This window comes from Frigoribacterium sp. CFBP9029, assembly GCF_034045305.1.
GTDB lineage: Bacteria > Actinomycetota > Actinomycetes > Actinomycetales > Microbacteriaceae > Frigoribacterium.
In genome coordinates this window covers 33107-57763 of sequence record NZ_JAXCWB010000004.1, presented here as the reverse complement: position 1 = coordinate 57763, position 24657 = coordinate 33107, and the positions used below count along the sequence as shown (strand labels likewise).

Annotated in this window: 24 protein-coding genes; 17 read left to right on the top strand and 7 right to left on the bottom strand. The window is 70.9% G+C overall.

The window, feature by feature from the left end:
- The first annotated feature begins 66 nt into the window (after positions 1 to 66).
- The 14 genes from SOM11_RS06910 to SOM11_RS06845 all read left to right on the top strand — a co-directional run bounded on the left by SOM11_RS06910 (position 67) and on the right by SOM11_RS06845 (position 15153).
- Positions 67 to 1353 (top strand): ABC transporter substrate-binding protein, encoded by a 1287-nt coding sequence (locus tag SOM11_RS06910; RefSeq protein ID WP_243215254.1) that lies wholly within the window; start codon positions 67 to 69, stop codon positions 1351 to 1353.
- Positions 1354 to 1363: 10 nt separating this feature from the next.
- Positions 1364 to 2398: a carbohydrate ABC transporter permease gene (locus SOM11_RS06905; RefSeq protein WP_192061258.1), complete on the top strand. Its 1035-nt coding sequence runs from the start codon at positions 1364 to 1366 to the stop codon at positions 2396 to 2398.
- On the top strand, positions 2395 to 3300 hold the full coding sequence (locus SOM11_RS06900; RefSeq protein WP_192061259.1) for a carbohydrate ABC transporter permease: 906 nt from the start codon (positions 2395 to 2397) through the stop codon (positions 3298 to 3300). The genes SOM11_RS06905 and SOM11_RS06900 overlap by 4 nt, the downstream gene beginning before the upstream one ends.
- A gap of 173 nt (positions 3301 to 3473) precedes the next feature.
- Positions 3474 to 5918 (top strand): beta-glucosidase family protein, encoded by a 2445-nt coding sequence (locus tag SOM11_RS06895; RefSeq protein WP_320477713.1) that lies wholly within the window; start codon positions 3474 to 3476, stop codon positions 5916 to 5918.
- A 271-nt stretch (positions 5919 to 6189) separates the two neighbouring features.
- Positions 6190 to 6573 (top strand): hypothetical protein, encoded by a 384-nt coding sequence (locus SOM11_RS06890; protein WP_320477597.1) that lies wholly within the window; start codon positions 6190 to 6192, stop codon positions 6571 to 6573.
- Positions 6573 to 7361 carry a hypothetical protein gene (locus SOM11_RS06885; RefSeq protein WP_320477596.1) on the top strand — a complete coding sequence of 263 codons (789 nt, stop codon included), beginning with the start codon at positions 6573 to 6575 and terminating at the stop codon, positions 7359 to 7361. Before SOM11_RS06890 ends, SOM11_RS06885 begins: the two co-directional genes overlap by 1 nt.
- A 101-nt stretch (positions 7362 to 7462) precedes the next feature.
- A complete protein-coding gene (locus tag SOM11_RS06880) occupies positions 7463 to 8023 on the top strand; it encodes a hypothetical protein (RefSeq protein WP_320477595.1) in 561 nt (186 codons plus the stop codon).
- 91 nt (positions 8024 to 8114) lie between these two features.
- A complete protein-coding gene (locus SOM11_RS06875) occupies positions 8115 to 8915 on the top strand; it encodes an ABC transporter ATP-binding protein (RefSeq protein ID WP_320477594.1) in 801 nt (266 codons plus the stop codon).
- Positions 8912 to 10381 carry an ABC transporter permease gene (locus SOM11_RS06870; protein ID WP_320477593.1) on the top strand — a complete coding sequence of 490 codons (1470 nt, stop codon included), beginning with the start codon at positions 8912 to 8914 and terminating at the stop codon, positions 10379 to 10381. The genes SOM11_RS06875 and SOM11_RS06870 overlap by 4 nt, the downstream gene beginning before the upstream one ends.
- A gap of 171 nt (positions 10382 to 10552) precedes the next feature.
- On the top strand, positions 10553 to 12400 hold the full coding sequence (locus SOM11_RS06865) for an alpha/beta hydrolase (RefSeq protein WP_243215258.1): 1848 nt from the start codon (positions 10553 to 10555) through the stop codon (positions 12398 to 12400).
- Positions 12400 to 13101, top strand: a complete 702-nt coding sequence (locus SOM11_RS06860; protein WP_192061263.1) for a hypothetical protein — start codon at positions 12400 to 12402, stop codon at positions 13099 to 13101. The genes SOM11_RS06865 and SOM11_RS06860 overlap by 1 nt, the downstream gene beginning before the upstream one ends.
- A gap of 3 nt (positions 13102 to 13104) precedes the next feature.
- The gene (locus SOM11_RS06855) at positions 13105 to 13785 is read left to right on the top strand and encodes a hypothetical protein (protein ID WP_320477592.1); all 681 of its coding nucleotides are present in this window, start codon (positions 13105 to 13107) and stop codon (positions 13783 to 13785) included.
- A gap of 147 nt (positions 13786 to 13932) precedes the next feature.
- Positions 13933 to 14469 (top strand): hypothetical protein, encoded by a 537-nt coding sequence (locus SOM11_RS06850; protein ID WP_243215260.1) that lies wholly within the window; start codon positions 13933 to 13935, stop codon positions 14467 to 14469.
- Between the two features lie 3 nt (positions 14470 to 14472).
- Positions 14473 to 15153: a hypothetical protein gene (locus SOM11_RS06845; RefSeq protein WP_320477591.1), complete on the top strand. Its 681-nt coding sequence runs from the start codon at positions 14473 to 14475 to the stop codon at positions 15151 to 15153.
- A gap of 19 nt (positions 15154 to 15172) precedes the next feature.
- Here SOM11_RS06845 and SOM11_RS06840 read toward each other — a convergent pair whose 3' ends face one another.
- Entirely contained in the window at positions 15173 to 16252 is a 1080-nt protein-coding gene (locus SOM11_RS06840) for a GTP-binding protein (RefSeq protein ID WP_320477590.1), read from the bottom strand.
- A gap of 63 nt (positions 16253 to 16315) precedes the next feature.
- Here SOM11_RS06840 and ykgO point away from each other — a divergent pair, with 63 nt between their 5' ends.
- The 3 genes from ykgO to SOM11_RS06825 all read left to right on the top strand — a co-directional run bounded on the left by ykgO (position 16316) and on the right by SOM11_RS06825 (position 17351).
- The gene (gene ykgO / locus SOM11_RS06835; RefSeq protein ID WP_192061268.1) at positions 16316 to 16438 is read left to right on the top strand and encodes a type B 50S ribosomal protein L36; all 123 of its coding nucleotides are present in this window, start codon (positions 16316 to 16318) and stop codon (positions 16436 to 16438) included.
- Between the two features lie 49 nt (positions 16439 to 16487).
- Positions 16488 to 16823 carry a hypothetical protein gene (locus SOM11_RS06830; RefSeq protein WP_192061269.1) on the top strand — a complete coding sequence of 112 codons (336 nt, stop codon included), beginning with the start codon at positions 16488 to 16490 and terminating at the stop codon, positions 16821 to 16823.
- Positions 16824 to 16916: 93 nt separating this feature from the next.
- On the top strand, positions 16917 to 17351 hold the full coding sequence (locus SOM11_RS06825; protein ID WP_320477589.1) for an META domain-containing protein: 435 nt from the start codon (positions 16917 to 16919) through the stop codon (positions 17349 to 17351).
- A 39-nt stretch (positions 17352 to 17390) separates the two neighbouring features.
- Here the strand turns inward: SOM11_RS06825 and SOM11_RS06820 are convergent, their stop codons facing one another.
- The 6 genes from SOM11_RS06820 to SOM11_RS06795 all read right to left on the bottom strand — a co-directional run bounded on the left by SOM11_RS06820 (position 17391) and on the right by SOM11_RS06795 (position 24572).
- Positions 17391 to 18563 carry a zinc-binding alcohol dehydrogenase family protein gene (locus SOM11_RS06820; RefSeq protein ID WP_320477588.1) on the bottom strand — a complete coding sequence of 391 codons (1173 nt, stop codon included), beginning with the start codon at positions 18561 to 18563 and terminating at the stop codon, positions 17391 to 17393.
- 286 nt (positions 18564 to 18849) lie between these two features.
- Positions 18850 to 20505, bottom strand: coding sequence for a PepSY-associated TM helix domain-containing protein (locus SOM11_RS06815; RefSeq protein ID WP_320477587.1), 1656 nt, complete (start codon positions 20503 to 20505; stop codon positions 18850 to 18852).
- A complete protein-coding gene (locus tag SOM11_RS06810; RefSeq protein ID WP_320477586.1) occupies positions 20502 to 21302 on the bottom strand; it encodes a YcnI family protein in 801 nt (266 codons plus the stop codon). Before SOM11_RS06810 ends, SOM11_RS06815 begins: the two co-directional genes overlap by 4 nt.
- 117 nt (positions 21303 to 21419) lie before the next feature.
- Positions 21420 to 22139 carry a hypothetical protein gene (locus SOM11_RS06805; protein WP_320477585.1) on the bottom strand — a complete coding sequence of 240 codons (720 nt, stop codon included), beginning with the start codon at positions 22137 to 22139 and terminating at the stop codon, positions 21420 to 21422.
- Between the two features lie 549 nt (positions 22140 to 22688).
- Positions 22689 to 23738 carry a TerC family protein gene (locus tag SOM11_RS06800; RefSeq protein WP_192061275.1) on the bottom strand — a complete coding sequence of 350 codons (1050 nt, stop codon included), beginning with the start codon at positions 23736 to 23738 and terminating at the stop codon, positions 22689 to 22691.
- Positions 23739 to 23924: 186 nt separating this feature from the next.
- Positions 23925 to 24572 (bottom strand): SRPBCC family protein, encoded by a 648-nt coding sequence (locus tag SOM11_RS06795; RefSeq protein ID WP_320477584.1) that lies wholly within the window; start codon positions 24570 to 24572, stop codon positions 23925 to 23927.
- Positions 24573 to 24657 lie beyond the last annotated feature (85 nt).

The window sequence follows — 24657 nt, the reverse complement described above, 5'->3', positions numbered from 1 at the left end:
CCGCGCATCGGAGCACGGCGCGCTCGGCCGACCACGGCCGCTCAACGAAGAGGAAAAGGTGGAACCATGACCACATCTCGACGGCTCCTGGCCGGGTCTGCGGCCCTGCTGATCGGAGCGGGACTGCTGACCGGCTGCAGCACCGGAGGAGGCGGGGGAGACGACGACGGCTCGCTCACCCTCTGGCAGAACTCGACCACCGGCCCCGGGCAGGACTTCTGGGTGAAGGCCGCGGCCGACTTCGAGGAGGCCAACCCCGACGTGACGATCGACGTCCAGACCGTGCAGAACGAGGACTTCGACAGCAAGCTGCAGACCGCCCTCAACTCGGGCGACGCGCCCGACGTGTTCCTCCAGCGCGGCGGCGGCAAGCTCTCGGCGATGGTCGAGGCCGGCCAGGTGAAGGACATCAGCGACGGCATCTCGGACGACGCCCGAGCCGACATCAGCGAGGGCACCTTCGGCGCCGGCTCGGTCGACGGCAAGGTCTACTCGATGCCCGTCGCCGTGCTGCCCGGTGGCTTCTGGTACAGCCAGGACCTCTTCTCCGAGGCCGGCATCGACGCGGCGCCGACCACGATCGACGAGCTCGACGACGCGGTCTCGAAGCTGAAGGACGCCGACGTGCAGCCCGTCGCGCTCGGCGGCAAGGACGCCTGGCCCGCCGCGCACTGGTACTTCTTCTTCGCCCTGCGCGCCTGCAGCAGCGACGTGCTCGAGCAGGCCGCGACCGACCGCGACTTCAGCGACCAGTGCTGGGTCGACGCCGCCCAGGACCTCGCCGACTTCCGTGACACCGAGCCGTTCAACGAGGGCTTCCTCACCACCGCCGCCCAGCAGGGCGCCGGCAGCTCGGCCGGCCTCATCGCCAACAAGCAGGCCGGCATGGAGCTGATGGGCGCCTGGAACCCCGGCGTCATCGCCTCGCTGACCCCCGACGAGAAGCCGCTGCCCGACCTGGGCTGGTTCCCGTTCCCCGAGATCGAGGGCGGCGACGGCGAGACCGGCGCCATCATGGGCGGCGTCGACGGGTACTCGTGCTCGACCGATGCTCCCGACTCGTGCGTCGACTTCCTGAACTACCTCGCGACCCCCGACGTCCAGACGGCCTACTACAAGGCCTTCAACGCGCCTCCGGTCAACACGGTCGCTCAGGAGTCGGTCACCGAGCCCTACCTGCAGGACGTCCTGACCGCCTACAACGACGCCCCGTTCGTGTCGCAGTGGCTCGACACCGTCTACGGCCTGAACGTCGGCAACGCGATGAACGTCGCCGTGGTCGACCTGCTCTCGGGCGACGGCACGCCCGAGCAGTTCGTCGAGGCCGTCGACGCCGCCGCCAAGAAGGCGTAGGGGTCGCATCGTGAGTCTCCGCGAACCCTCCGTGCGGCCCGCCGCACCCTCGCGGGCTCACGCCACCGCCGGGGGCGATGCGCTCGCATCGCCCCCGGCGGCCTCCCGGGCCGTGTCCCGGAAGGGGCGTGGCGCCCGGGGTCTCGAGATCGCCCTGCTCGTCGGGCCCGCCCTCGTGGTGTTCCTGGCGTTCGTGGTGTTCCCGATCGTCATGGCCGCCTACTACGGCTTCTTCAGCTGGTCGGGCTTCGGGGCGCCGACCGACTTCGTCGGGTTCCGCAACTACCTGACGATCTTCCAGGACGTCGCGTTCCTCGACGCCCTCCGCCACAACGCGACCATCGTGGTGCTCTCGCTCGTGCTGCAGGGCCCGGTCGCGATCGGTCTGGCGCTGCTGCTGAACCGGAAGCTCCGCGGTCAGTCGCTGATCCGCGTGCTGATCTTCGTGCCCTACGTCATCAGCGAGGTCGTCGTCGGCACCGGCTGGAGCCTCATGCTCCAGGGCAGCGGCGCCGTCAACGACATGCTGACGAAGATCGGCCTCGGCTCGCTCGCGCAGGACTGGCTCGCCGACCCGAGCATCGCCATCTGGACCCTGCTCGTCATCATCACCTGGAAGTACGTCGGCTTCGCCGTCATCCTGTTCCTCGCCGGTCTGCAGGGCGTCCCCGAGGAGCTCAGCGAGGCCGCGGCCATCGACGGCGCCAGCTGGTGGCAGATCCAGCGCCGCATCACGCTGCCGCTGCTCGGCCCGACGCTGCGCATCTGGGCGTTCCTGTCGATCATAGGCTCGCTGCAGCTGTTCGACCTCGTCTACATCATCTGGGGTCAGTACATCGCGGCCACCGCCGGCACCTCGACGATGGCCACCTACATGGTCGCGAACGGCCGCACCTCGGGCAGCTACGGCTACGGCAACGCCGTCGCGGTCGTGCTGTTCCTCATCTCGCTCGTCGTCGCCCTCGTCTACCAGCGCTACGTGCTGCGTCGCGACACGGCCGGCGCCGTGACGACCTCCGCCACCACCGCAGGAGAAGAACGATGACCGCCTCGACCCTCGCCGCGCCTCCTCGGGGCCGCGGGTCCGCCTCCACCGACGACCGACCGCCGAAGCGCAGGAGGCGCGGGATCGCCGATCCCGGACGCGGCGTCGCGTACGTGGTCGCCCTGGTCGTCATCGTGGCGATGCTCGCGCCCGTCGCGTTCATCGTGCTCGGGGGCTTCCGCACGAATGCGCAGATCACGACCGACCCGTCGGGGTTCCCGAGCCCGTGGCAGATCGGCAACTACCTCGACGTGCTGACCGAGGGAACCTTCTGGCGGCAGGTCGGCAACTCGCTGATCTCGGCCGGGGCGACCACCATCGGCACCGTCGCGCTCGGTCTCGCCGCGAGCTACGTGCTGGCCCGCTACCGCTTCGCCGGTCGCGGCGTGCTCTACGCGATGTTCGCCGCCGGGCTGATGTTCCCGATGACCGTCGCCATCACGCCGCTGTACCTCGTCATCCGCGACCTGGGGCTGACGAACTCGCTGGCCGGCGTCATCCTGCCGCAGATCGCGTTCGCCCTGCCGACGACGATCATCATCCTCGTGCCGTTCCTCCGGGCGATCCCCGACGAGATCGAGGAGGCCGCGTTCATCGACGGCTGCAGCCGCCTCGGCTTCTTCTTCCGCATGGTGGTGCGCCTGTCGCTGCCCGGCGTGATCACCGTGGGCATCCTGGCGTTCATCGGCGCGTGGAACTCGTATCTGCTGCCGCTGTTCATCCTCAACGACCCGTCGACGTTCACCCTGCCGCTCGGCGTGCAGGCGTTCTCGTCGCAGTACTCGGTCGACACCGCCCGGGTGCTCGCCTTCACGGCGCTGTCGATGCTGCCCGCGCTGATCTTCTTCAGCCTCTTCGAGCGCCGCATCGTCGGCGGACTCACCGGGGCGGTCAAGGGATGACCGCCGCCGACACCGTCACCGAGACGGTGCAGAACCCCTCAGACCAGGAGGCGCGAGCCGACATGACCGACACCGCCCAGCGACCGCAGTCTCCCGCGACCGACACGGCCGAGGCGACCCTCCTGCGGGGCGAACCCCGTGCCTCCGGCCGGGTCTCCGCTCTGCTCGCCGACATGACCCTCGACGAGAAGCTCGCGCAGCTGGTCGGCTGGTGGGTCGACCAGGGGGCCGAGAACGTGGCGCCGATGCAGGGCGAGATGGCCACGTCGGGCGACTACGAGGAGGCCACCCGACACGGACTCGGGCACCTGACGCGGGTCTACGGGACCAGGCCGGTCGACCCCGCCGAGCGCGCCTCCTGGTTGTGGCGCGAACAGCGTCGCCTGCGCGACGAGACCCGTCTCGGGATCCCGGCCCTCGTGCACGAGGAGTGCCTGACCGGGCTCGCCGCCTGGCAGGCCGCGACCTTCCCGACGCCGCTGGCCTGGGGCGCGTCGTTCGACCCCGAGCTGGTGGAGCGGATGGCCGAGCTGATCGGCGGGTCGATGCGCGAGCTCGGCGTGCACCAGGGGCTCGCACCCGTGCTCGACGTGATCCGCGACCCGCGCTGGGGGCGGGTCGACGAGTGCATCGCCGAAGATCCGTACGTGGTGGGCACCATCGGCACCGCCTACGTGAGGGGGCTGCAGAACGCGGGGGTGCATGCGACGCTGAAGCACTTCGTCGGGTACTCGGCGTCGGCTGCGGGGCGCAACCACGCGCCGGCGCAGATCGGGCCGCGGTTCGTCGAGGACGTCCTGCTGCCGCCGTTCGAGATGGCCGTGCTCGACGGCGGGGTCCGCTCGGTGATGAACTCGTACGCCGAGATCGACGGGGTGCCCGTCGCCGGGACCCCGTCGTACCTGACCGATCTGCTGCGCCGCCGGTGGGGGTTCGACGGGGTCGTCGTGTCGGACTACTTCTCGGTGGCGTTCCTCCAGGTGATGCACGCGGTGGCGGCCGACCGGGGCGAGGCCGCCGCGCTGGCCCTCGAGGCCGGCATCGACGTCGAGCTGCCGACCGGCGACGCGTACCTCGCGCCGCTGGCCGAGCGGGTGCGCGCCGGGCTGGTCGACGAGGCACTGGTCGATCAGGCCGTGCTGCGCGTGCTCGCGCAGAAGGAGGAGCTCGGCCTCCTCGACGAGACCTTCGAGACGCCGCCGCCCGCCGCGTTCGACCTCGACTCGAGCGAGCACCGCGCCGTCGCACGGCGACTGGCCGACGAGTCGGTCGTCGTGCTGACGAACGACGGGGTGCTGCCGCTGGTCGGTGGGGGTGCGGGTGCGGGTGCTGGGGCTGACGCTAGTGCGGCTGGCGGTGCGGCTGCGGGTGCGGGTGCGGGCCCGGCCTCGATCGCGGTGCTCGGCCCGAACGGCGACAGCGCCGAGGCCCTGATGGGCTGCTACTCGTTCGTCAACCACGTGCTGGCGCACCACCCCGGTGTGCCGCTCGGCATCGAGCTGCCGACCGTCGCCGACGCGCTGCGGCTCGAGCTGCCGGGCGCCGACGTCACGGTCGTGGCGGGCTGCGACGTCGAGGGCGACGACCGGTCGCGCATCGACGAGGCCGTGGCCGCCGCCCGCGACGCCGAGGTCGCGATCGTGGTGGTCGGCGACCGTGCCGGTCTGTTCGGTCGCGGCACCGTCGGCGAGGGCAACGACGTCGAGAGCCTCGAGCTGCCAGGGGTGCAGCGTGACCTGGTGGAGGCGGTCGTCGCCACCGGCACGCCCGTTGTGATGGTCGTGCTGTCGGGGCGGCCCTATGCGATCGGGTGGGCGGTCGGTGGCGCGGGGGCGCCGGCGGCCGTCGTGCAGGCGTTCTTCCCGGGGGAGGAGGGCGGCGCCGCCGTCGCGGGCGTCCTCACCGGGAGCGTCGAGCCCTCGGGTCACCTGCCCGTGTCGTTGCCCCGTTCGGCCGGAGCGCAGCCGTTCTCGTACCTGCACCCCGTGCTCGGCGGCCCCTCCGAGGTGACGAGCGCCGACAGCACGCCGGTGCTGCCGTTCGGCCACGGGCTGTCGTACACGACGTTCGAGCGGACCGACCTGGTGGTCGGGTCGGCGGGTGGCTCGTCGGCCGGCTCGTCGGGCTCGGCGGGTTCGGCGGGTTCGTCGGGTTCGGCCGGTTCGTCGGCCTCGGCCGGCTCGCCGGGCTCGCCGGGCTCGTCAGGTTCGGCCGGTTCGTCGGCCTCGGCCGCGGAAGTGGCCGCCGGAGGCTCGTTCACCGCCTCCGTGCGCGTCGCCAACACGGGCGACCGCTCCGGCACCGACCTCGTGCAGCTCTACGCCCGCGACGTGATCGGCTCGGTCACGAGGCCGGTCGCGCAGCTGCTCGGCTACGCCCGGGTGACGCTCGAACCGGGTCAGGAGGCGCGGGTCGAGTTCGATGTGCCCACCTCCCGTCTGGCGTTCACCGACCGGCACGGCCGTCGCGTCGTCGAGCCCGGCGACGTCGAGCTGTGGGTAGGACCGTCGTGCGACACCCGCGAGACGGAGGCGCGCCTCCTGCTCACCGGCGACGTGCACCCTGTCGCCCTGACCGACCCCCGGCTGGTCGGAGTGACGACGCACCCCCGTCCGTAGCCGCCGCCGCCCCGCCCCGTCGCCCGCGCCGCGCCATGAACCGCGTTCGCGAAGATGAACCGCGATGTATCGCAGTTCATCTTCGCGAACGCGGTTCTTCGGCGCGGCGGCGGCCGCGCCGCGGCAGCCAGGGGATGACCCCTCGTGCTCCACGCGCGATGCGGCGATGCGCAGGCGTGGTTAAGACGACGCTTCTGCGGTGTAAAAATAGTGGTTTGCGGGTGGTCGAGAGTAGTCTGGCGCGTAGACGACCACCGGATCGAAGGTAACCATGACGGACACGACGCATGTCGCCACAGCGCACACGCGAATGATCAAGCTCGACGTCCGAGAGATCACTCGGCGCCTGAACGGCTCGCTCGGCGGGACTCTCGTGGCATCCCTCTCCGGGAGCAAAGACGCGAAACTCCCCTACCGGTGGGCGAAAGTCGATGGCCCGGCACCGAAGAACGAAGCGATGCGTCGTCTGCAGTTCGCGTACGAGCAGTGGACGAGGCTCGCCGAGGCCGAGGGTGAGCATGTTGCTCGTGCATGGTTCATCGGTGCGAACCCGTGGCTGGAGTACGACACCCCGATCACCGCTATCCGTGAAGACCGATTCAAAGACGCCGGCAAGGCCGTCCAGGCGGTGCTCGACGACTCCTTCTCTGGGTGATGACCCTCTGCACAGCCACCGGGCTCGAGCTCATCGGAAGTCCAGGTCCGGGAAACTACCGCATCGCCCGAAGCTCCTACGGCGCCCTCTCGCCACAGCTACGCGGGGCCGAAGCCGATGGATCCCTCGACACCTCGGGGTGGAGCCGCTTCGACACCCCCGGCCGCACCCTGTACACGACCGATGACCGTCTGACGTCGTTCATGGAGCTCCTCGCCCCGTATCGAACGGAGATCAACGGTGCCCGCCGCGCTCTGCAGAAGGACGCGGACGCGATGGGGATCCCCCTCGAGGAGTACTGGGCGATGGTCGTCGCCGATTGGGATCAGGCCGGCACCATGCGTGCCCGGTGGCTGCCACGGGCGTGGCGTGACGGCCGCGCGCTCTACCGCGTGGACTACCCGGCCGGATGGTGGGTCGACATCATGTCCACCAGCACCCTCGCCGCACTGTCTCACCACGTCGAAGACGAACTCGCCGAGCTCGGCGTCACCGGTGGTCTCACGGTTGCCCACGTGACAGCCGATGACCGAGCCATCACGACTCTCATCGCCAGGTGGTTGCGCAATACCGCAACGCTCTTCGACGGCACGCAACCGCTGGGAATTCGCTTCACGTCCAAACACGGGCACCCCGCCGGCGGCACCGGAACATGCTGGGCGTACTGGATGCGAGCCGCCGATGCCGGCCTGGACGAGCCGATCACGGTGACGGATGAGGCGACGATCGACGAAGACGACGCCGATCTGAAGACCGCCCAAGAGCTCTGCAAGATCCAGACCCGCTAGGTCGTGTCGATGGCTCGACGATTCATCGGGGGATAACCCCCGCGCGGGTCTGGGTGCGGGCGTCATAGGGCCGCGCGGCGCACGTCGCGAGGATCGTAGGCATGGAAGATCACGCCGCCCCCACCACGCCCACCGCCACCTCCGAGACCCGCCCGACCCGCGCCTGCACCACCCGCCGCCGTCTGCGCGCCGGGGCGCTCGCCGCCCTCGGAGTCGCCGGCATCGCCGCCCTGACCGGCTGCTCGTCGATGGTCAGCGCCGCCGAGGAGGCCCTCGGCAGCGAGCAGGTGCAGCAGCGCCACTACGACACGTACGCCGATGCTCCGAGCTCGCGCACCTCCGACGACGTCGCCTGGTTCATGCCCGACTGGGTGCCCGCCGACGCCCGCGACATCGACGTGCGTCTCGACACCGAGCAGCCCGGTTACGAGCTGTCGTTCACCTCGGCGGAGGGTGTCGACCTCGACGCCTGCGAGCCCGTCGACGGCGATCTCGGCGGACCGGCGATGCCGACCGAGACGCTGCCGCAGCCCCTCCCGACGACCGGTCTCGTGTCGTGCGGCGACGGTCGCGTGACCGCCACCGTCGACGACCGCTGGGCCAGCTGGACGACCCTCGAGGCCGTGCCCGGCGACGACGGCGGCAGCACGCTGCGCCGCTGACCCGCGCCTCCGCGCCGGTCTCGACCCGCGCCTCCTCGCCGGTGCCGACCCGCGCCTCCTCGACCCCTCTCTCTCCGACAGGACCCCCCTCATGACCCACCCCGCAGCCCACCCCGCAGCCCACCCCACCACCCGCACCAGCCGAGGAGGCGCGGCGCCCGTCGCCCGCGTCGAGAACGTCACGAAGTCGTTCGGCCTCGGCGACGGCCGCGTCGACGCTCTGCGAGACGTGTCGCTCGACCTCCGCGCCGGGCAGTTCACCGCCGTGATGGGCCCGAGCGGCTCGGGCAAGTCGACGCTCATGCACATCACCGCCGGGCTCGACCAGGCGACCTCGGGCCGGGTGATGCTCGGCGACACCGACATCACGCGCCTCGACGACACGCAGCTGACGCTGCTGCGCCGCCGCCGGATCGGCTTCGTCTTCCAGGCGTTCAACCTCGTGCCCACGCTCGACGTGTCGGCCAACATCGAGCTGCCGTTCCGGCTCGACGGCCGCCGCGCCTCCGTCGAGGAGCGCGCCTGGATCGACTGGCTCGTCGGCACCCTCGGCCTCGACTCGCGTCTGACGCACCGGCCGCACCAGCTCTCGGGCGGACAGCAGCAGCGCGTCGCGATCGCCCGCGCGCTCGCCACCCGGCCCGATCTGATCTTCGCCGACGAGCCCACGGGCAACCTCGACTCGAAGGCCGGCCGCGACGTGCTCGAGGTGCTGCGCACCGCCTCGCGCGACCACGGCCAGAGCATCGCCATGGTCACGCACGACCCCGTCGCGGCGAGCTACGCCGACCGCGTGGTGTTCCTCGCCGACGGACGCATCGTGCACGAGGTCGGCGCCAGCACGCCGGCCGAGATCTCGCAGGTCATGCTCGAGCTGGAGCGTGCCGCGTGAGCGCCACCACGGTCGACCGCGCCGGTGCCCGCGGCTCTGCGCCCACCGGAGCCCGCGCCGCAGCCCGCTCCGCCCTCGGCGACCAGCTGCGCGAGCACCGCCCCAGCGTGCTCGTCGCCGCGCTCGGCACCACGTTCGGCGTGGCGCTGCTCTCGGTGTCGCACGTCTTCGAGCAGCTGATCGCGTCCGACCCGGCGGTCGCGGCCAGCGGCACCGTGTCGACGATGCTCGATCTCGTCGCGTCGGTCTTCGTCGGGCTGGCCCTCTACGTCGGCGCGATCGTGACGGCCAACACCTTCACCACGGTGGTCGCCGGTCGCACGCCGACGATCGCCCTGATGCGCCTGCTCGGCTCGTCGGCCCGAGACCAGCGTCGGGTCGTCGCCCGCGAGGGGCTCGCCGTCGGCGTCGCCGGTGCGCTGATCGGCGTCGTCGTCGGCACCCTGCTGGTCGTCGTCGCCGTCGGCGTGCTGGTGGCCCGCGGCACCCTGCCCGACCTCGACTACTCGTTCGTCTCGGTCGGCGGCCTCGTGCCGGCCGTCGCCGTCGTCGCGACCACGGTCGCCGCCGCCTGGATCGGCTCGCGTCGCGTGCTGCAGGTCACCCCGCTGCAGGCCACGGGCGTCGTGCAGGAGGAGCCGGTCGGCTCGCGCCCCCGCCGGGTGCTCCGCACGGTGCTGGCGGCGCTGCTCGTCGTCGGGGGCGGCGTGCTGCTGCTCGCCGGGGTGCTCATGGGGCTCGCGAACGAGGCCGGCGTGCTCGTCGCCTTCGTCGGCGGGGTCCTCTCCTTCTCGGGTGTCGTCGTCGGCGCCCACACGGTGATGCCCGCCGGGCTCGCCGCGGTCGGCCGCCTGTTCGGCTCGGGTCAGGTGGCGCGCCTGGCCGCCGAGAACGCCGTGCGTCAGCCCGAGCGCAGCACCCGGGCGACGATCGGCATCGTGATCGGCGTGACCCTGGTGACGACGATGTCGGTGGCGCTCGAGACGCTCCGCAGCTTCATCGGCAGCATCCAGCAGGACCCTGCCTACGCGGCCGAGCTCGACACCGTGTTCACGACGACGCTGCTCGTCATGGCGGGCCTCGTCGGCTTCTCGGCCGTGATCGCCGCGGTCGGCATGGTGAACGACATGTCGCTCAGCGTGCTGCAGCGGCGGCGCGAGCTGGGGCTGCTGCGCGCCGTCGGGTCGACGGTGGGCCAGATCCGCGGGATGATCCTGCTCGAGGCGGCGCAGATGGCCGTCACGGCGATCGTCGTCGGGGTCGTGCTCGGCACCGTCTACGGCTGGGCCGGGGCGCAGTCGCTGCTCGGGGCCGCCAACCAGGGGATGCTGATCGCGCCGACGCTGCCCGTGCCGCTGCTCGTCGGGCTGGCGCTGACGGCAGCGGTGCTGGCCGGGGTGGCGGCGCTCGTGCCGGCTCGCCGGGCGACCTCGGTGACCCCGGTCGAGGCGCTCGCCGCCCGCTGAGCCGCGCCGCGCCTCCTCGGCTCGCACTGCACCCCGTTTTCGGCGCTGCACCCCGATGGATGCGGGTGCAGCGCCGGGAACGGGGTGTCGCAGGAGGCGCGGGGGACGCGGGCGGACGGGGTGTACCTTCAGAGGCACAGACAAGTGGGTTCACGCGGGGGTGTGGTGGGCATGACGACGATCGAGTTCGACGATGGCGCGGCCGATGCGTTGATCGCTGCGGCGGACGGGGCGTCGAGCGACCTGGGTGAGCAAGCGTTCACGAACCGGTTCTCGGTCGAGGGCGTGGTGGCGGACTTCAAGGGCGCGTACGCGACTCTCTTCACGCAAGCCAACATCGTGCGATCCGAGGACACGCTGTCGTTGACTGGTGTGCTCACAGACCTGATGACTGCCGTGGGTGAGTCCAGGCGACAGGCTGACGACGAGCGTCAGCGTCTCTCCGACCTGTCTGACTGGAAGAAGCGAGAGGCCGAGCGCGAACGTCAGCGTGGATCTGGTGATGTGCTCCAGGAGTCTTCGGCGTTCGTCTCGGAGCTCGTCGACCGAAGACCGTCGGAAGTTCCGATCAGGGCGACGCCCATCTCCGTTGCCTACAGCGCCCGCGAGCGAAACCGCACACGTGGCGGTGCGTCCGGTGGAACCTCGTCAGCTGATCCAGACGTGCTGCGGACCTTCGTCGGCATGAGTCGAGCTTCCGATCTGAGCACGGCTCAGCACGTGATCCAGATGAAGAACGCTTGGACGCGTTTCGCGTCGGCATGCTCATGGGTGCCCATCGAGTCGTCGACGGCGATCACGAGTCTCGACACCCTCATGGCAGAGAACGCACTGGACGCGACCTGGATCGAGGGGATCGCGGCGGAGTTCGATGCGGCGGGCGGCGCGTCACTGCCCGACCTGCGGCTGGATGGAGTGGTCATCACCGCCGCTTCACCGGCACTCACCAAACTGCTGCAGCCCGGTCTCACCCCTGCTGAGGTCGCCGAGGCGTATGCGCTGCTGCCGCAGTCAGACGCATACATTGAAGGATTGCCGCTCGTTGCTCAGTACTTCCTGGCCAACCTGGACGGCGTCCCTGCGGTCTCGCGGGACGTTGCCTCCCGTGCCGTTCTGGATGCCGCCGTCGCGAATCCAGAAGCGGTAGCGCAGTTGATGGGAATCGTGCCGGACGGGCCGCTGGCCGAGCAGGACTTCGAGGAGCAGGTTGTCGCGCTGAGGAAGGCGGTGGACCAGGCCGACCTAACGGCGAAAGAACTGCTCGGGCAGGATGGCGCCTCGAGCATTGCGCAGCTTGTCGGTTTTGGTGTGCACGACGGGGCCGTCGTGGCCGCCATCTCGCTTGGCGACCTTGACACCGCTTCCAACGTAACCGTGAACGTCCCAGGGATGAAATCGAACGCGGGGGAGATGAAGTCGGCGTTGACGGCAGCGGATGAGCTGGTCCGAGCCGCTGTGAGAGGGAACCCGGACGCTAGCTATGCCGTCGTCTCGTGGATGGGCTACAACTCGCCTAGTGAATTCGAAGTGGCGTCTCCCGCTCGTGCGTTGTCCGGGGCAGCCGAACTTGCGTCGTTCATGGACGGCCTGCATGACAGTCGTGCCGACGTCCCGGCGGACTCATACTCCGTCATGGCCCACTCATACGGTTCGACGACGACGTCGGAGGCATTGCTGCTGACCCAGCATCGTGTCGACTCGTTCATCTCCTACGGTTCCGTGGGGTTGACGAACGAAGCGACGGTCTATGACCTCAACGCCGATGAGGTCTATGCGACTCAGGCCTGGGGAGACGGGCTCGCGCCTGTCGGGCTGGCTCTCGGTCTCGGTACGCGAACGAACCCGACGATCCTCGACGGTGTGCACGTATTCTCGTCCGGGGCCGGACCGGGTACCGAGGCTGTGACGCAGCATGACATGTTCTTGGATTCCGGGTCCGACCAGAACGGGTACCTCTCGGCGGACACGACATCCCTCAAGACCATCTCGCAGATCGTCGCTAATGGAAGACCGGACTGATGAACGAAGTCAAGAACCAACGCCTGCATCATGTCGCCGCGTTGGTGGCGACGATCCTGGTGCTCGTGACGACAGGCTGCGGGACGAACGCGAAGAACGGAGATGACGTGGTGAGACAGGGTGGACGGGACGCCGCCGGGTTGACGCAGGCAGAGGTCGCCGGGATGTCGCTGGAAGACGAGTTCGGGTTGGCATCGGAGCGGTACGTCAAGATGCAGGGCCTGCTCGAGGAGGCGCAGCTACAGATCTCAGACGGCTCGTGGGTCTGGATCGGTGGTGATGTGCTCCCGGTCATGGGTGGGGCCAATGCGTACGGTGAGGCGCCTGAGGGTGCCAACGAGGACAACAGCTACTACGTCCGTACCAGCCGAAACGTCAAACTGAAGGGGACGACGGGCGAGCGTGCCGATCTCGATCCGATGATCCAGTACTTCGACGAGAAGGGCTGGGAGTCGGGCAGCATGAAGATCGGCCGGAACTTCGAGGCCAGGGCCGACACCGGTGACGGGTGGTGGGTCATGTACACGGTTCGACCTAACGGGCAGTACACGGTGGATGTGTACAGCGAGGTGTTCTGGACGAACGACTCGAGTGAGCTGCGTCTGGCGATCGGCAAGCGGGACGTGACACCGTTTCCGCGCGAGTCTGTGCCGGGCGAATACGAACTATTCCCCTCGTGGAGCGATCCGGTTCAGCCTTAGTTCATGATCAGACCTGGGGGTGTTCTTCGAGCCGTAGTGCTGTCAGTGGTGACGGTGCTCGCGGTGGCGGGGTGCGCCTCCGGGGCGGGGTCGACAGGCGAGGATGCACGGGACGCGGCGGGGTTGACGCAGGCAGAGGTCGCTGGGATGTCGCTGGAGGACGAGTTCGGGTTGGCTGCGGACCGGTATTCGGAGATCGAGTCCGTGCTCGAAGAGGCGCAGCTGCAGGTGTCGGATGATGCGTGGCGGTGGAACGGCGGGGATGTGCTGCCGAGCGCGGGCGGTCCGGGGTCGTTCGGTGAGCCATTACCGGGGGCCGATGGTGACAACAGCTATTACTTCCGTGTGGGTCGGACGCTTCGGCCGGAGGGTGCCAGTGGTGCGGTCGCCAATCTCGAGCCGATGAGCTCGTACTTCGATGAGAAGGGGTGGAAGTACGGAACCCGTGAGAGTGACACGAAAAGCGAGGTGCGCGCTGACACGGGTGATGGGTGGTGGCTGACGTACACGGTGCGTGACAACGGGCAGTACTCGTTGGTCGTGTATAGCGAGCTGTACTGGACGAACGACGCGGGCGAGTTGCGACTAGCGATCGGCAAGCGGGACGTGACTCCGTTCCCTGAGGAGTCCGTGCCGGGCGAGCATGAGCCTTTCCCCTCGTGGAGCGACCCGGTTCAGCCGTAGATCGTGACGCGACCTGGGGGTGTTCTTCGAGCTGTGGTGCTGTCAGTGGTGATGGTGCTCGCGGTGGCGGGGTGCGCCTCCGGGGAGAGGTCGGCGAGCGAGGATGCACGGGATGCCGCGGGGATGACTCAGACGGAGGTGGCTGGGATGTCGCTGGAGGACGAGTTCGGGTTGGCCTCGGAGCGGTACGTCGAGATGCAGGGTGTGCTCGAGGAGGCGCAACTCCAGATCTCGGACGGCTCGTGGTTCTGGAACGGTGGTGACGTGCTTCCTGTCGCGGCGGGGGCCGACGCGTTCGGTGAGCCACTGCCTGGTGCGGACGATGACAACTCGTACTTCTTCACAGCGGGGAGGATTCTCGAGCCGGAGGGTGCCGAGGGTGAGCGGGCGGATCTCGATCCGATGATCGCGTATTTCGACGAGAAGGGCTGGGAGTCGGGCAGTCGCGAGATCGGCCGCAATTTCGAGGCGAGAGCCGACAGCGGTGACGGGTGGTGGGTCACCTATACGGTTCGTCCGAACGGCCAGTACTCCCTCGCCGTGTACAGCGAGCCGTTCTGGACGAACGACTCGCGTGCGTTGTTCTCGGCGATCGCCGATCGTGATCCGGCCGATTTCCCGCAGGAGTCCGTGCCGGGCGAGTACTCGCCGTTCCCTTCGTGGGACGACCCGGTTCAGCCTTAGTTCATGATCAGACCTGGGGGTGTTCTTCGAGCGGTGGTGCTGTCTGTGGTGACGGTGTTCGCGGTGGCGGGGTGCGCCTCCGGGGCGGGGGCGGCAGGCGAGGACGCACGGGACGCGGCGGGGTTGACGCAGGCGGAGGTCGCCGGGATGTCGCTGGAGGACGAGTTCGGGTTGGCTGCGGAGCGGTATTCGGAGATCGAGGCCGTGCTCGAGGAGGCGCAGCTGCAGGTGTCGGACGATTCGTGGCGGTGGAACGGCGGGGATGTGCTGCCCAGTGCGGGCGGCCCGGGGTCGTTCGGTGAGCCTCTGCCCGGCGCGGATGGAGACGACAGCTACTCCTTCCGAGCAGGCCGATCACTCCGGCCCGACGGTGCCAGTGGTGCGGTCGCTGATCTCGAGCCGATGAGTTCGTACTTCGATGAGAAGGGGTGGAAGTACGGAACCCGTGAGAGTGACACGAAGAGCGAGGTGCGCGCCGACACCGGTGACGGATGGTGGCTGACGTACACGGTGCGTGACAGCGGGCAGTACTCGTTGGTCGTGTACAGCGAGTCGTACTGGACGAACGACTACAGCGCCTTGCTCGCTGCTGTCGCTGATCGGCTCCCGACCGACTTCCCTGAGGAGTCTGTGCCAGGCGAGTATGAGCCTTTCCCCTCGTGGAGCGACCCGGTTCGACCGTAGACCCCGCCCTACCTCTGCCTCAGCCGGCGGCCCAGACCGGGAACGGGTCGGCGAAGTCCCGCCACTCGGCCGGATCCCGCAGCAGTTCGGCGTCGCTCAGGAGGCACGAGTCGAGCTCACGACGGATCGTCGCCACGTCGAGATCCAGACCGAAGAACGCGATCTGCTGACCGTGCGGCGAGTCGGGGTGCCACGACGGGCTCGACGTGGGGTCGAGGCTCAGCATCTGCCCGACGCTCGACCACGACCCGACCCGGTCGCACCGCGTGGCGAACTGGGTGAACCCGCGCGAGCGCAGCACCGTCCCCACGGTCCCCGGCGCGAAGGTGCGCTCGACGACGGCGGCGAGGCGCTCTGGGTGGAACGGGCGCTCGTCGCGGTACACGTAGGTCGTGATCGTCCCGTCGTGGGCGAGGTCGGGGGTGTGCTCCGAGAGGGCCTGCATCCAGCCGGCGGCGCTGCCGAGGTGCGCCGCGCCTCCTCGGGTCGCCAAGGAGGTGCGGGTCACCTCGTCGACGGGCAGCACCGCCGCCTCGGGTGCGAGCCTCGCCAGCAGCCGCTCGAGCGTCCGGCGGTCGGCGGCGGGTACGGCGTCCGTGTCGGCGAGGGCGACGACGGTGGCGTACTCGACCAGTTCGACGACGTGCTCGGCGGCGCGGAACCGGTCGTCGACACCGCCCAGCACCAGCTCGGCGAGGTCGACCGCGCTGACGACGGAGACGACGTGCTGCAGCAGCGACCGGCCGTCGGGCAGCCCCAGATCGGCGTCGAGCAGCGCGCCGAGCATCAGCCCGGTGGGCCGCAGCGGGGTGCCGGGTTCGACCGAGGCGACGATGTCGACCGCGGCGCCGTCGTGGGCGAGGTCGAGCGCGAGTCGGTGGATGGTGTCGACGGCGGTGTGCGGGTCGGGACTGGGGCCTAGGTCGGGGTCGAGGTCGGGTCGGGGCTCGGGCTGGCGCTCACGCTCGGTGGAGAGTCGTCGGCTGGCGGGGCCGGCGAGCTCGTCGGCGAGGCGTTCGACGAGGGCGGGGCTCTGGCCGCCGACGAGGACGACTCCCCGGTGTCGCGAGAGCCGAGGGGTGGGCAGCGGTTCGATCATGCCCCTAAGCTAAGTGATAACCGTTCTCAGTAACAAGCTGGGGGCGCTGATGAAGGAGGCACGGTGAAGGTCCGCAACTCGCTCAAGGCTCTGAAGGCGATCCCGGGGTCGCAGGTGGTGCGCCGCCGCGGCCGCGTGTACGTGATCAACAAGAAGAACCCCCGGTGGAACACGCGCCAGGGGTGAGTGCTGCCGAGGTCTCCGCTGTCGGAGGTCTCGCCTAGGGTCGGCCGGCATGGGAGTCCAGTCGTCGTTCGTCAACGCCGCCGCCGCGCTCGCGAAGCGGCCGCACGAGCATCCGTATGCGATCCCGCCCATGCCGGGAGGGCAGGGGCTCTGGCTGATCCGGCAGGGTGCGGCTGCGCCGCTCGGCTTCGTCAGGATGCGCCCGGTGCTCGGGGGGTACGCGTTCGACGTCTACGCGCACTGCCGTGACGACGGCGGGCGCCGCCCCTGGCTGCACACTGCGGGGAGCCTCGACTCGGCGGTCGCCTGGGCGGTGCAGCACGACCGCGAGATCCGCGCGCTGATCGCCCGCTGCGCGCCCGAGCCCGACGTCTGGCCGGCGTGAGCGAGCGGGGGGGTGTCGTCTGTTCGGCTGTTACGCACGCATGCGTAATAGCTCGTGGGTGACAGCACCTGCTCCTGCTCGTACGATCGGCCCATGACGCAGCCCCGACGGAAGCGCGCCACCACCGCCGTCGTGGCGATCACGGCAGCGGCGGCGCTGGTGCTCGGGCTCAGCGCCTGCGCGTCGGTTCCGGCATATGTGCGTGGCGAGTGGGTCCTCGTCGAGGCGCGCGACGCCGCCGGCGACCTCGGTCTCGATGCGACCGGCGCGAGCGCGACGCTGATCATCGACCGGACGCGCCTCGACGTCACCAGCATCTGCAACACCATCGGCGCCGACATCGAGAGCGTCGACCCCTGGCGTCTCGACGAGGGCACGGCGACCGAGCAGGCGTGCGTCGACCCGGTGCTGAACGACCTGAACGCGCGCTTCACCACGGCCCTGATCGACGCCGACCACGCCCGTGTGGAGGGCGGCGAGCTCGTGATCGTCGGGGAGGACTCACGGCTCGCCTTCGCCCCGCGGTGAGTGCGGTGTCGGCTCGACCCGCGCCTCCTCGGCCCGGCTCTACAGACGGACGACGAGCTTCTGCGCCGAGACGCCGGCCCGCTGGCGATCGACCGCGCCCTGGATCGCGGCGAGTCCTTCTCCGGTGACCAGCGCCTCCGGCATCGGGCGCAGCGAACCGTCGGCGAGACCGCGGGGCAGCACCTCGCCCCAGAGCCGCTCGCCGAGGTCGTCGTCGCGCAGGCTGCTGCCCCAGATGAACCGCGCCGTCACTCCCGCCTGCCGCGCGGCCAGCGCCGAGCGCGCCGTCGCCAGCCCGAGGCGCGCGAAGGTCGGCAGGGCCGTCGGGATGAGCCTCCGGCCGGCCGCGACCTCGGCGAGCGACACGGGGGTGCTCGCGATCGCGAGGCGCGTCCCTCCCGTGCGGGCCAGCAGGCGGATGCACGCCTCGGTCGAGCGGGCGCCGATCGCGACCGCTCCGGCGACGGTGCGACCCGCGATCACCGCGACGAGCTTGTCGACCACCTCGGGGTCGCGGTAGTCGTAGACGTGGGTCGCTCCGAGCTCCCGCACGGTCTCGGCGTTCACGGCCGACGCGGTGCTCAGCACGTCGTAGCCGGCCGCCGTCGCCAGCTGCACCGCGTTCATCCCGACGCTCGACGAGCCGCCCCAGACGACGACGACCTCGCGCTCGGCCGGTGCCGCGCCTCCTTCGGTGGGTGAGGGGTCGCGTTCGGCCTGCGCCGCGCCTCCTCGGGATGTCGGCGGGAGTCGCAGCCCCAGGTGCCGCTCCTGGAACAGCGCGCACGCCGCGGTCGACACCCCGAGCGGCAGCACCGCGGCCCGCTCGAACGACAGCCCGTCGGGGATCACCGTCGTCAGCCGCTCGAGCAGCGCCGTGTAGTGCTGGAACGCCCCCTCACGCGTCGAATCGCGCCCCTTGTCGGTGCCGGTCGCCAGCCCCGCGACCCGGTCGCCGACCGCGAGCCGCGTCACGTGCGAGCCGATCGCGACCACCTCGCCCGCGACGTCCGTGCCGAGCACCGCGGGATGCGCGAGCCAGCGGTACGTCAGCTGCCCGGTGCCCTGCACCACCCAGTCGAGCGGGTTCACGGCGACGGCGCGCACCCGGACGACCACCTCGTCGGGAGCCGGCTCGGGCAGGGCGGCCGGGCCGACCTCGAACGAGGTGCGCGGTGCGCGCAGGAACGCGGCGGTGTTCGTGCGGGGCATGCTCGGTCCTGACGTCGGGGGCGCGTGGGGGTGCGGGGTGGTCGGTGCACGGGTTGTCGGGTACAGCATGGCGCGCCTGCCGGGGTGTGCAAATCGCGACCGTTCCGGCGGTTCGGGGCGTCATAGCCCGGTTCTTCGCAGTGCGCGAGCGTGCACAGGTCGGGTTCGGCCCGCCGGAGCAGCCGGGCGCGGTCGCGATTTGCACAGATCCGGGCGGCGGCGGTCGCGACCCGCGCCTCCTCGAGTCGTCAGCGCTGCGCCGAGCCGAGGAGGCGCGGGTCGCGGATCAGCGCCGGCTCGCCATCCAGAGCGCGTCGCCGACCACGAACGCGACCAGCGACACCCCGAGCAGCGGCAGGAACAGCGCCAGCACTCCTCCGACCGCGAGCACCAGCGCGACACCCCACCACGGCGCGCGCGCCAGCGCCCCGGCCGGCGCCGCACCCACCCGCGCACCGCGCGTCGGCCGCCGCTTCCACCACATGAGGTACCCGAACACGACCATCGCCGCGATGCCGAGCGCCGTGACGGCGAGCAGCAGCTGATTCGCCAGGCCGAACATCGAGCCCATGTGGGTGTCGACACCCCAGCGCGCGAGCTTCGCCATGATCGGGTAGTCGGCGAAGTCGGTGCGTCCGACCACCTCGAGCGTCGACCCGTCCACCGCCACGGCGTCGACCTCGGTCGGGAAGCTGCGCTGGATCTCGGTGACCGTCCAGGCGCTCGCGGCGTCGGCGGGCGGCTTGATCTCGACCAGTCCGGTGTTCACGTTGACGGTCCGGGCGACGGCGAGCACGGCGTCGAAGTCGGCGGGGTCCGCGTCGGCGACCGGCGCCTCCTCGGCTCCGTGGTGTCCGGCATGCGGATCGGCCGCGACATCGGCCGCGTCCGCCGCAGACGACCCGGACCCCGACCCCGACCCCGACGCCGACCCCGACCCCGCACCGTCAGTGGGCAGCGCCGTCGTCAGCGCGGGGTTCGACCAGCTGAGCGCCGACCGCAACCCGGTCACGTTCTCGCCCGCGAACTGCGACCACGTGATGCCCGTCGCCGAGAGGAACAGCGCCCCGACGAGCAGCCAGATCCCCGTCGACGCGTGCCACGAGAAGATGCGACGGTAACCGGTCGAGCCGGTCTCAGGCCGCAGCATGCCGCGTCGTGCCCGGGCGCGATCCGCCGGACGCGCCCGCCGACGGGCCGCCCGCCACCGCACCAGCCACAGCGCCCCGCCCGCGACGACGACTACGCCGAGCCAGCTGGCGGCCAGCTCGCTGTACAGCCGACCGGCGTCGCCGAGCCCGAGACTGCGGTGGAAGTCGCTCACCGCGGTCCGCAGCGGCAGCGCCCCGCTCGTCCCGTACACCGGCAGATCGCCCCGCACCTCGGCGGTCGCCGGGTCGACGAAGATCGCCCGGGTCTGACTCTCGATCAGGTCGTCGCCCGTGAACATGACCCGCGTCGTGTCGCCCGCCTCGGGAGCGGGCCGCACCGCGACCAGCGCCCCGTCGTCGCCCACCACCCGCTCGGCGGCCTCGATCTGGTCGGCGAGCGGCAGCGCGGGTGCCTCGGCGCTCGCAGCCGGCACCGTGAGCTCGTCGGCGTACACGACCCGCTCGATCGACGGGGTCAGCGCGTAGGCGGCCCCGGTCAGCGCCGCCACGAGGATGAACGGCCCGACCAGCACCCCCGCGAAGAAATGCAGCCGCAGCAGCATCGGCGCGAACCAGCCGCGCCGCGGTGCGGCAGGGCGCGGCGCGGCATCGCGCGGTGCGGCAGGGCGCGAAGCCGAGGAGGTGCGGGTCGCGTCGGCCGCGGAGCCCCCGTCCGTCGAGTGGTCCGTCGCGACCGCCTCGGAGTCGCGGGGTGACTGCGGGGGCCGACCCGCGCCTCCTCGGCTCCCCGCGGTGTCGGGTGCGGCGGTGTCGTGCGTGGGGGCGCTCATCGACGGGCCTCCTGCTGGCGACGGAGGCCGATGGTCAGCAGCACGACGGCGACGACCCCGACGGCGAGACCGGCGAGCCCGAGCAGACGGGCAGTGTCGTCGATCGGCGCGGCGGCGGCGGTGGCGTCGGCGGCGGTGGCCGTCGTGGCCGACCCGTCCGCCGAGTCCGTCGCGCCCGCGCCCGAGGTGGCGTCCGTCAGCACCAGTGCGGGCGCCGGCTCGTTCGGCTCGGGGTCGTCGGGGTCGGAGGAGGGCAGCTCGCTCCACGCGTACGACCCCGACTCGCAGGTCTGCACGGTCGGGAACGCGACGAGGTCGCCCGCCTGCCCGTCGACCGGCAGCAGCGCCGAGATCTCGACCGTGTCGCGGAACCCGTCGGGCAGCGGGGTGTCGGCCGTGTACGTCACGGTCGTCGCCTCGAGCACGGTCGGGTCGGCGGGCGGGGCGGACTCGGTGATGGTCCAGCCGGGCTTCACGGTGGGGGTGACCGACTGGACGCCGGCGGGCAGCTCGATCGCGAGCGAGGTCGTCGGCGAGCCCTCGCAGCCGTGCCCGACGGCGAAGGTCAGCACGCTGAGCGTGGCCGGCGCGGTCGACGAGGCCTCGAGCTCGACGTGCGCGGAGGCGGCGAGGGGAGCGCCGAGGGCGAGGGCGAGCCCCGCGGCGCCGGCGACGAGCGCCGCGGCGACCGGACGGGTGCGGGAGGCCGAGGAGGCGCGGGAGGCGCGGGCGGTTCGGGCGGTTCGGGCGACGGAGTCGAGATGAGAGTCGTGGCGGTTCTGGGTGCGCGAGCGCATGGCGATGCTGGTCCTTCGAACGGGCGGGGTGATCCCCGGGGTGCGGTCGTCCGGCGCGGCCGCACCCGGACGGGGCGGCGGCACGCCGGGACCACGCGAGTCAGGCGACCCGCGCGGTCAGTGGGCGAGCACCCCGACCGGAGGGCCCCGCAGCCCCCGCGTCGTGCCGAGCAGCGTCGACGCCCGGCGGCAGGCGGCCCAGACGGACTCCCTGACGAGGCGGTGTCGACGACGGACCAGCGCGACCGGATCGACGAGCGCCGTGATCGCCGACGCGAGCGCCGCGACCAGAGCGGTGATCAGCGCCGTGACGAGGCGGCCGAGGTGCGACGACGCGATCGCGGTGCCGACCGTGACGGCGACGCTGCGAGCCAGCTGTCGCACGGCCGAGGCCCCGAGACGCAGCGCGATGATCGTGACGACGCCCGCGACGACGTGCGCCCAGAGCATCGTCCCCGACGGCATGGCGCCCATGTCTCCGGACGCGGCCCCCATGTCGGGCATCGTGACGAGGTGCGCGTGCGCGCCGTGACCGGTGGACCCGGCCGAGGAGGCGCTGGTCGGGTCGACGCCGACCGAACCGTGCCCGAGCGAGCCGTGCCCGACCGAGCCGTGCCCGAGTGAGAAGACGACGTGCAGCAGCCCCTGCAGCAGGCCGATCGCGACGACGAGGTTCGGCAGGGCGACGCGGCGACCGCCGGCGGCGAAGCAGCCGAGCACGCCTGCGACGAACACGAGCGCGAGGAGGAGCGGCGGCGGGAACGCGCCCCCGCCGAGCGAGTGGGCGGTCGCCGTGACGAGCACCCCGACCGAGGTGGACAGGACGGCACGCAGCATGCGTTCCTGTCGAGCCAGCACGTCGCCTCCCAGCGGTCGAGACAACGGTACCCGAGCGCTCCTGCCGACCCGCGCCTCCTGCCCGGCCATCCCACCACCGTCTCGACACCCCGCCACCGTCTCTCGTGGCGGGGTGTCGAGTCCGTGGCGGCGTGGCCCGCCCAGCGCCACCGCGCCAGGAGATGGACACGACGCCACTCCTAAACCCGGCGTCGTGTCCACGACCTGGCGTTCTGGCGGCGCGCCCCGCCCGCTCCCGCTGACCCGCGCCTCCTGCACCGTCGGCGTGCTGCGCGCCCCTGCGGCGGGTTCGCGTCCTCCGCGGCGGGTCAGCGCTGACCCGCCCCCGATGACACCGACCCGCCGCACCCTCCCGTTCCCGCCCACCGCTACCGCGCCAGGAGATGGACACGACGCCACTCTTAAACCCGGCGTCGTGTCCACAACCTGGCGTGCTGGCGGCACCACGCACCCCGCACACACGAAGGAGGCGCGGTGCCGGCACCAGCCGACCCGCGCCTCCTCGGCGTCACGGGATCACGAGCGGGGTCAGTGGCGACCCGCACCCTTGTCGTTCGCGTCGTCGGTGGCACGCGTGACCGGCTCGCCCTCGACGGTCGCGCGGTCGTTCTTGTTCTTGTCGCCGCGGGTCTTCGCGAGGCTCGCGACCGTCGCGACCGTGATCGTCGCGCCGATGAAGAGCAGCGAGAACCAGATCGGGATCTCGGGCACCGCGAGGATCGGCTCGCCGCCGTTGATGAAGGGCACCTCGTTGACGTGCAGGGCGTGGAAGACGAGCTTCACACCGATGAACGCGAGGATGACGGCGAGACCCTGCGACAGGTACACGAGACGCTCGAGCAGACCGCCGATCAGGAAGTACAGCTGGCGCAGACCCATCAGCGCGAAGGCGTTGGCGGTGAAGACGATGTACGCCTCGTTGGTCAGACCGTAGATCGCGGGGATCGAGTCGAGCGCGAACACCAGGTCGACGAAGCCGATGGCGATGACGCAGAGCAGCAGCGGGGTGACGAAGCGCTTGCCCGAGATCTTGACGGTGAACTTGTCGCCGTTGAAGTCGTCGTGCACCGGCAGGATGCGGCGCGCGATGCGGACGAACATGTTGTCGGCGGCGTTCCCGCCGTGGTCGCCCTTGAGCTGTTGGTAGGCGAGCACGAACAGGAGCGCACCGAAGATGTAGAAGACCCACGAGAAGTTCTCGATGAGGGCGGCGCCGGCGGCGATGAAGCCCGCGCGCATGATGAGCGCGATCACGATGCCGATCATCAGCACCTTCTGCTGGTACATCCGCGGGATGGCGAACCCGGTCATGATCAGCAGGAACACGAAGAGGTTGTCGATCGACAGCGCCTTCTCGGTCAGGTAGCCGGCGAAGTACTCGCCGCCGTAGCCCCAGCCGTTCGTGACGCCGATGCCCACGCCGAACAGCAGCGCCAGGCCGATGTAGAAGGCCGACCAGCGGGCGGACTCGCCGATCGTGGGCTCGTGCGGCTTGCGCACATGGGTGAAGAACTCGTAGACGAAGAAGGCGATCGTCACCGCGATGGTGATGAGCCAGGTGGTCAGCGATATGTTCACGGGGTTAGGCTCCGGGTTTCGGGCTGGGGCTGTGAGGCGCGTTGGCGGTCGGTGAGCAGGGTTGCGTCGACCGTCGGGATGACTCCCGAGACGAATCTACGTGAGAGTCCGCTGTGGGCGTGCCGCCAAGCAGCCGCCACGCTCCTGTGAAGCTGCAGAGCGTGCAAAGTCCTGGTCAGGCCGCGATCAGCGCTCGACGCCCACGCGGTCGAGCTCGGCGCCGATGCCCGTCAGCACGCGGGTCATGTAGGGCCCCCAGGCGAAGCGCACGATGCCGCGCACGATCGCCCCCGCGCCCGGCTTCGCGGTGAACGAGTACCGCCAGCGCACGCGCGTCCCGTCGCCGTCCGGCATGTAGCGCCAGGCGGCCCGGCCGCCCGAGACGAGCTTCTCGAGCGGCCCGCGGAAGTCGGTCAGGTCGTAGATGAACAACGAGGGCGTGTCGACCCGTGTGACGGTCTCGCGCACCGACCCGCCGCCCGAGAGTTCGAGGAGGCGCGTCTGACCGGGTGCGTCCCACCCGCCGGTCTGCCCGTGCACGGCCTGCACCTCGGGCAGCGGCCCCCACTTCGGGTAGAAGCCCACGGGGTCGAGCGGGGTGCCGATCTCCCAGGCGCGTCGCAGCGGCGCGGTGGTCGTGATCTCGCGGGTGGCGCTCGCGGTGGTCGTCATGCCCGGTGGTTCGGAGTCGCGGCCCGGATCGGCAGGAGGCGCGGTGCGAGCGGGTGCAGGAGGCGCGGTGCGAGCAGGTGCGGGAGGTGCGGTGCGGCCGACCCGCGCCTCCTCGGCTCCGCACCCGCGCCTCCTCGGCTCCATGCGCTGGTCGCCGATCATCGAACACCTTTTGCATGTGCGTCGACAGAAGTAGTTGAATGGTGTCCGGCGTTCACATCGGACCACCGGAACGAAGGAGTATCCC

Bases quoted from the DNA above. Each gene is read 5' to 3' on its own strand.
- SOM11_RS06910 (WP_243215254.1), top strand. From the start codon at position 67: ATGACCACATCTCGACGGCTCCTGGCCGGGTCTGCGGCCCTGCTGATC.
- SOM11_RS06900 (WP_192061259.1), top strand. From the start codon at position 2,395: ATGACCGCCTCGACCCTCGCCGCGCCTCCTCGGGGCCGCGGGTCCGCC.
- SOM11_RS06895 (WP_320477713.1), top strand. From the start codon at position 3,474: ATGACCCTCGACGAGAAGCTCGCGCAGCTGGTCGGCTGGTGGGTCGAC.
- SOM11_RS06890 (WP_320477597.1), top strand. From the start codon at position 6,190: ATGACGGACACGACGCATGTCGCCACAGCGCACACGCGAATGATCAAG.
- SOM11_RS06885 (WP_320477596.1), top strand. From the start codon at position 6,573: ATGACCCTCTGCACAGCCACCGGGCTCGAGCTCATCGGAAGTCCAGGT.
- SOM11_RS06880 (WP_320477595.1), top strand. From the start codon at position 7,463: ATGGAAGATCACGCCGCCCCCACCACGCCCACCGCCACCTCCGAGACC.
- SOM11_RS06875 (WP_320477594.1), top strand. From the start codon at position 8,115: ATGACCCACCCCGCAGCCCACCCCGCAGCCCACCCCACCACCCGCACC.
- SOM11_RS06865 (WP_243215258.1), top strand. From the start codon at position 10,553: ATGACGACGATCGAGTTCGACGATGGCGCGGCCGATGCGTTGATCGCT.
- SOM11_RS06860 (WP_192061263.1), top strand. From the start codon at position 12,400: ATGAACGAAGTCAAGAACCAACGCCTGCATCATGTCGCCGCGTTGGTG.
- SOM11_RS06855 (WP_320477592.1), top strand. From the start codon at position 13,105: ATGATCAGACCTGGGGGTGTTCTTCGAGCCGTAGTGCTGTCAGTGGTG.
- SOM11_RS06850 (WP_243215260.1), top strand. From the start codon at position 13,933: ATGTCGCTGGAGGACGAGTTCGGGTTGGCCTCGGAGCGGTACGTCGAG.
- SOM11_RS06845 (WP_320477591.1), top strand. From the start codon at position 14,473: ATGATCAGACCTGGGGGTGTTCTTCGAGCGGTGGTGCTGTCTGTGGTG.
- SOM11_RS06840 (WP_320477590.1), bottom strand. From the start codon at position 16,252: ATGATCGAACCGCTGCCCACCCCTCGGCTCTCGCGACACCGGGGAGTC.
- SOM11_RS06830 (WP_192061269.1), top strand. From the start codon at position 16,488: ATGGGAGTCCAGTCGTCGTTCGTCAACGCCGCCGCCGCGCTCGCGAAG.
- SOM11_RS06825 (WP_320477589.1), top strand. From the start codon at position 16,917: ATGACGCAGCCCCGACGGAAGCGCGCCACCACCGCCGTCGTGGCGATC.
- SOM11_RS06820 (WP_320477588.1), bottom strand. From the start codon at position 18,563: ATGCCCCGCACGAACACCGCCGCGTTCCTGCGCGCACCGCGCACCTCG.
- SOM11_RS06815 (WP_320477587.1), bottom strand. From the start codon at position 20,505: ATGAGCGCCCCCACGCACGACACCGCCGCACCCGACACCGCGGGGAGC.
- SOM11_RS06810 (WP_320477586.1), bottom strand. From the start codon at position 21,302: ATGCGCTCGCGCACCCAGAACCGCCACGACTCTCATCTCGACTCCGTC.
- SOM11_RS06805 (WP_320477585.1), bottom strand. From the start codon at position 22,139: ATGCTGCGTGCCGTCCTGTCCACCTCGGTCGGGGTGCTCGTCACGGCG.
- SOM11_RS06795 (WP_320477584.1), bottom strand. From the start codon at position 24,572: ATGATCGGCGACCAGCGCATGGAGCCGAGGAGGCGCGGGTGCGGAGCC.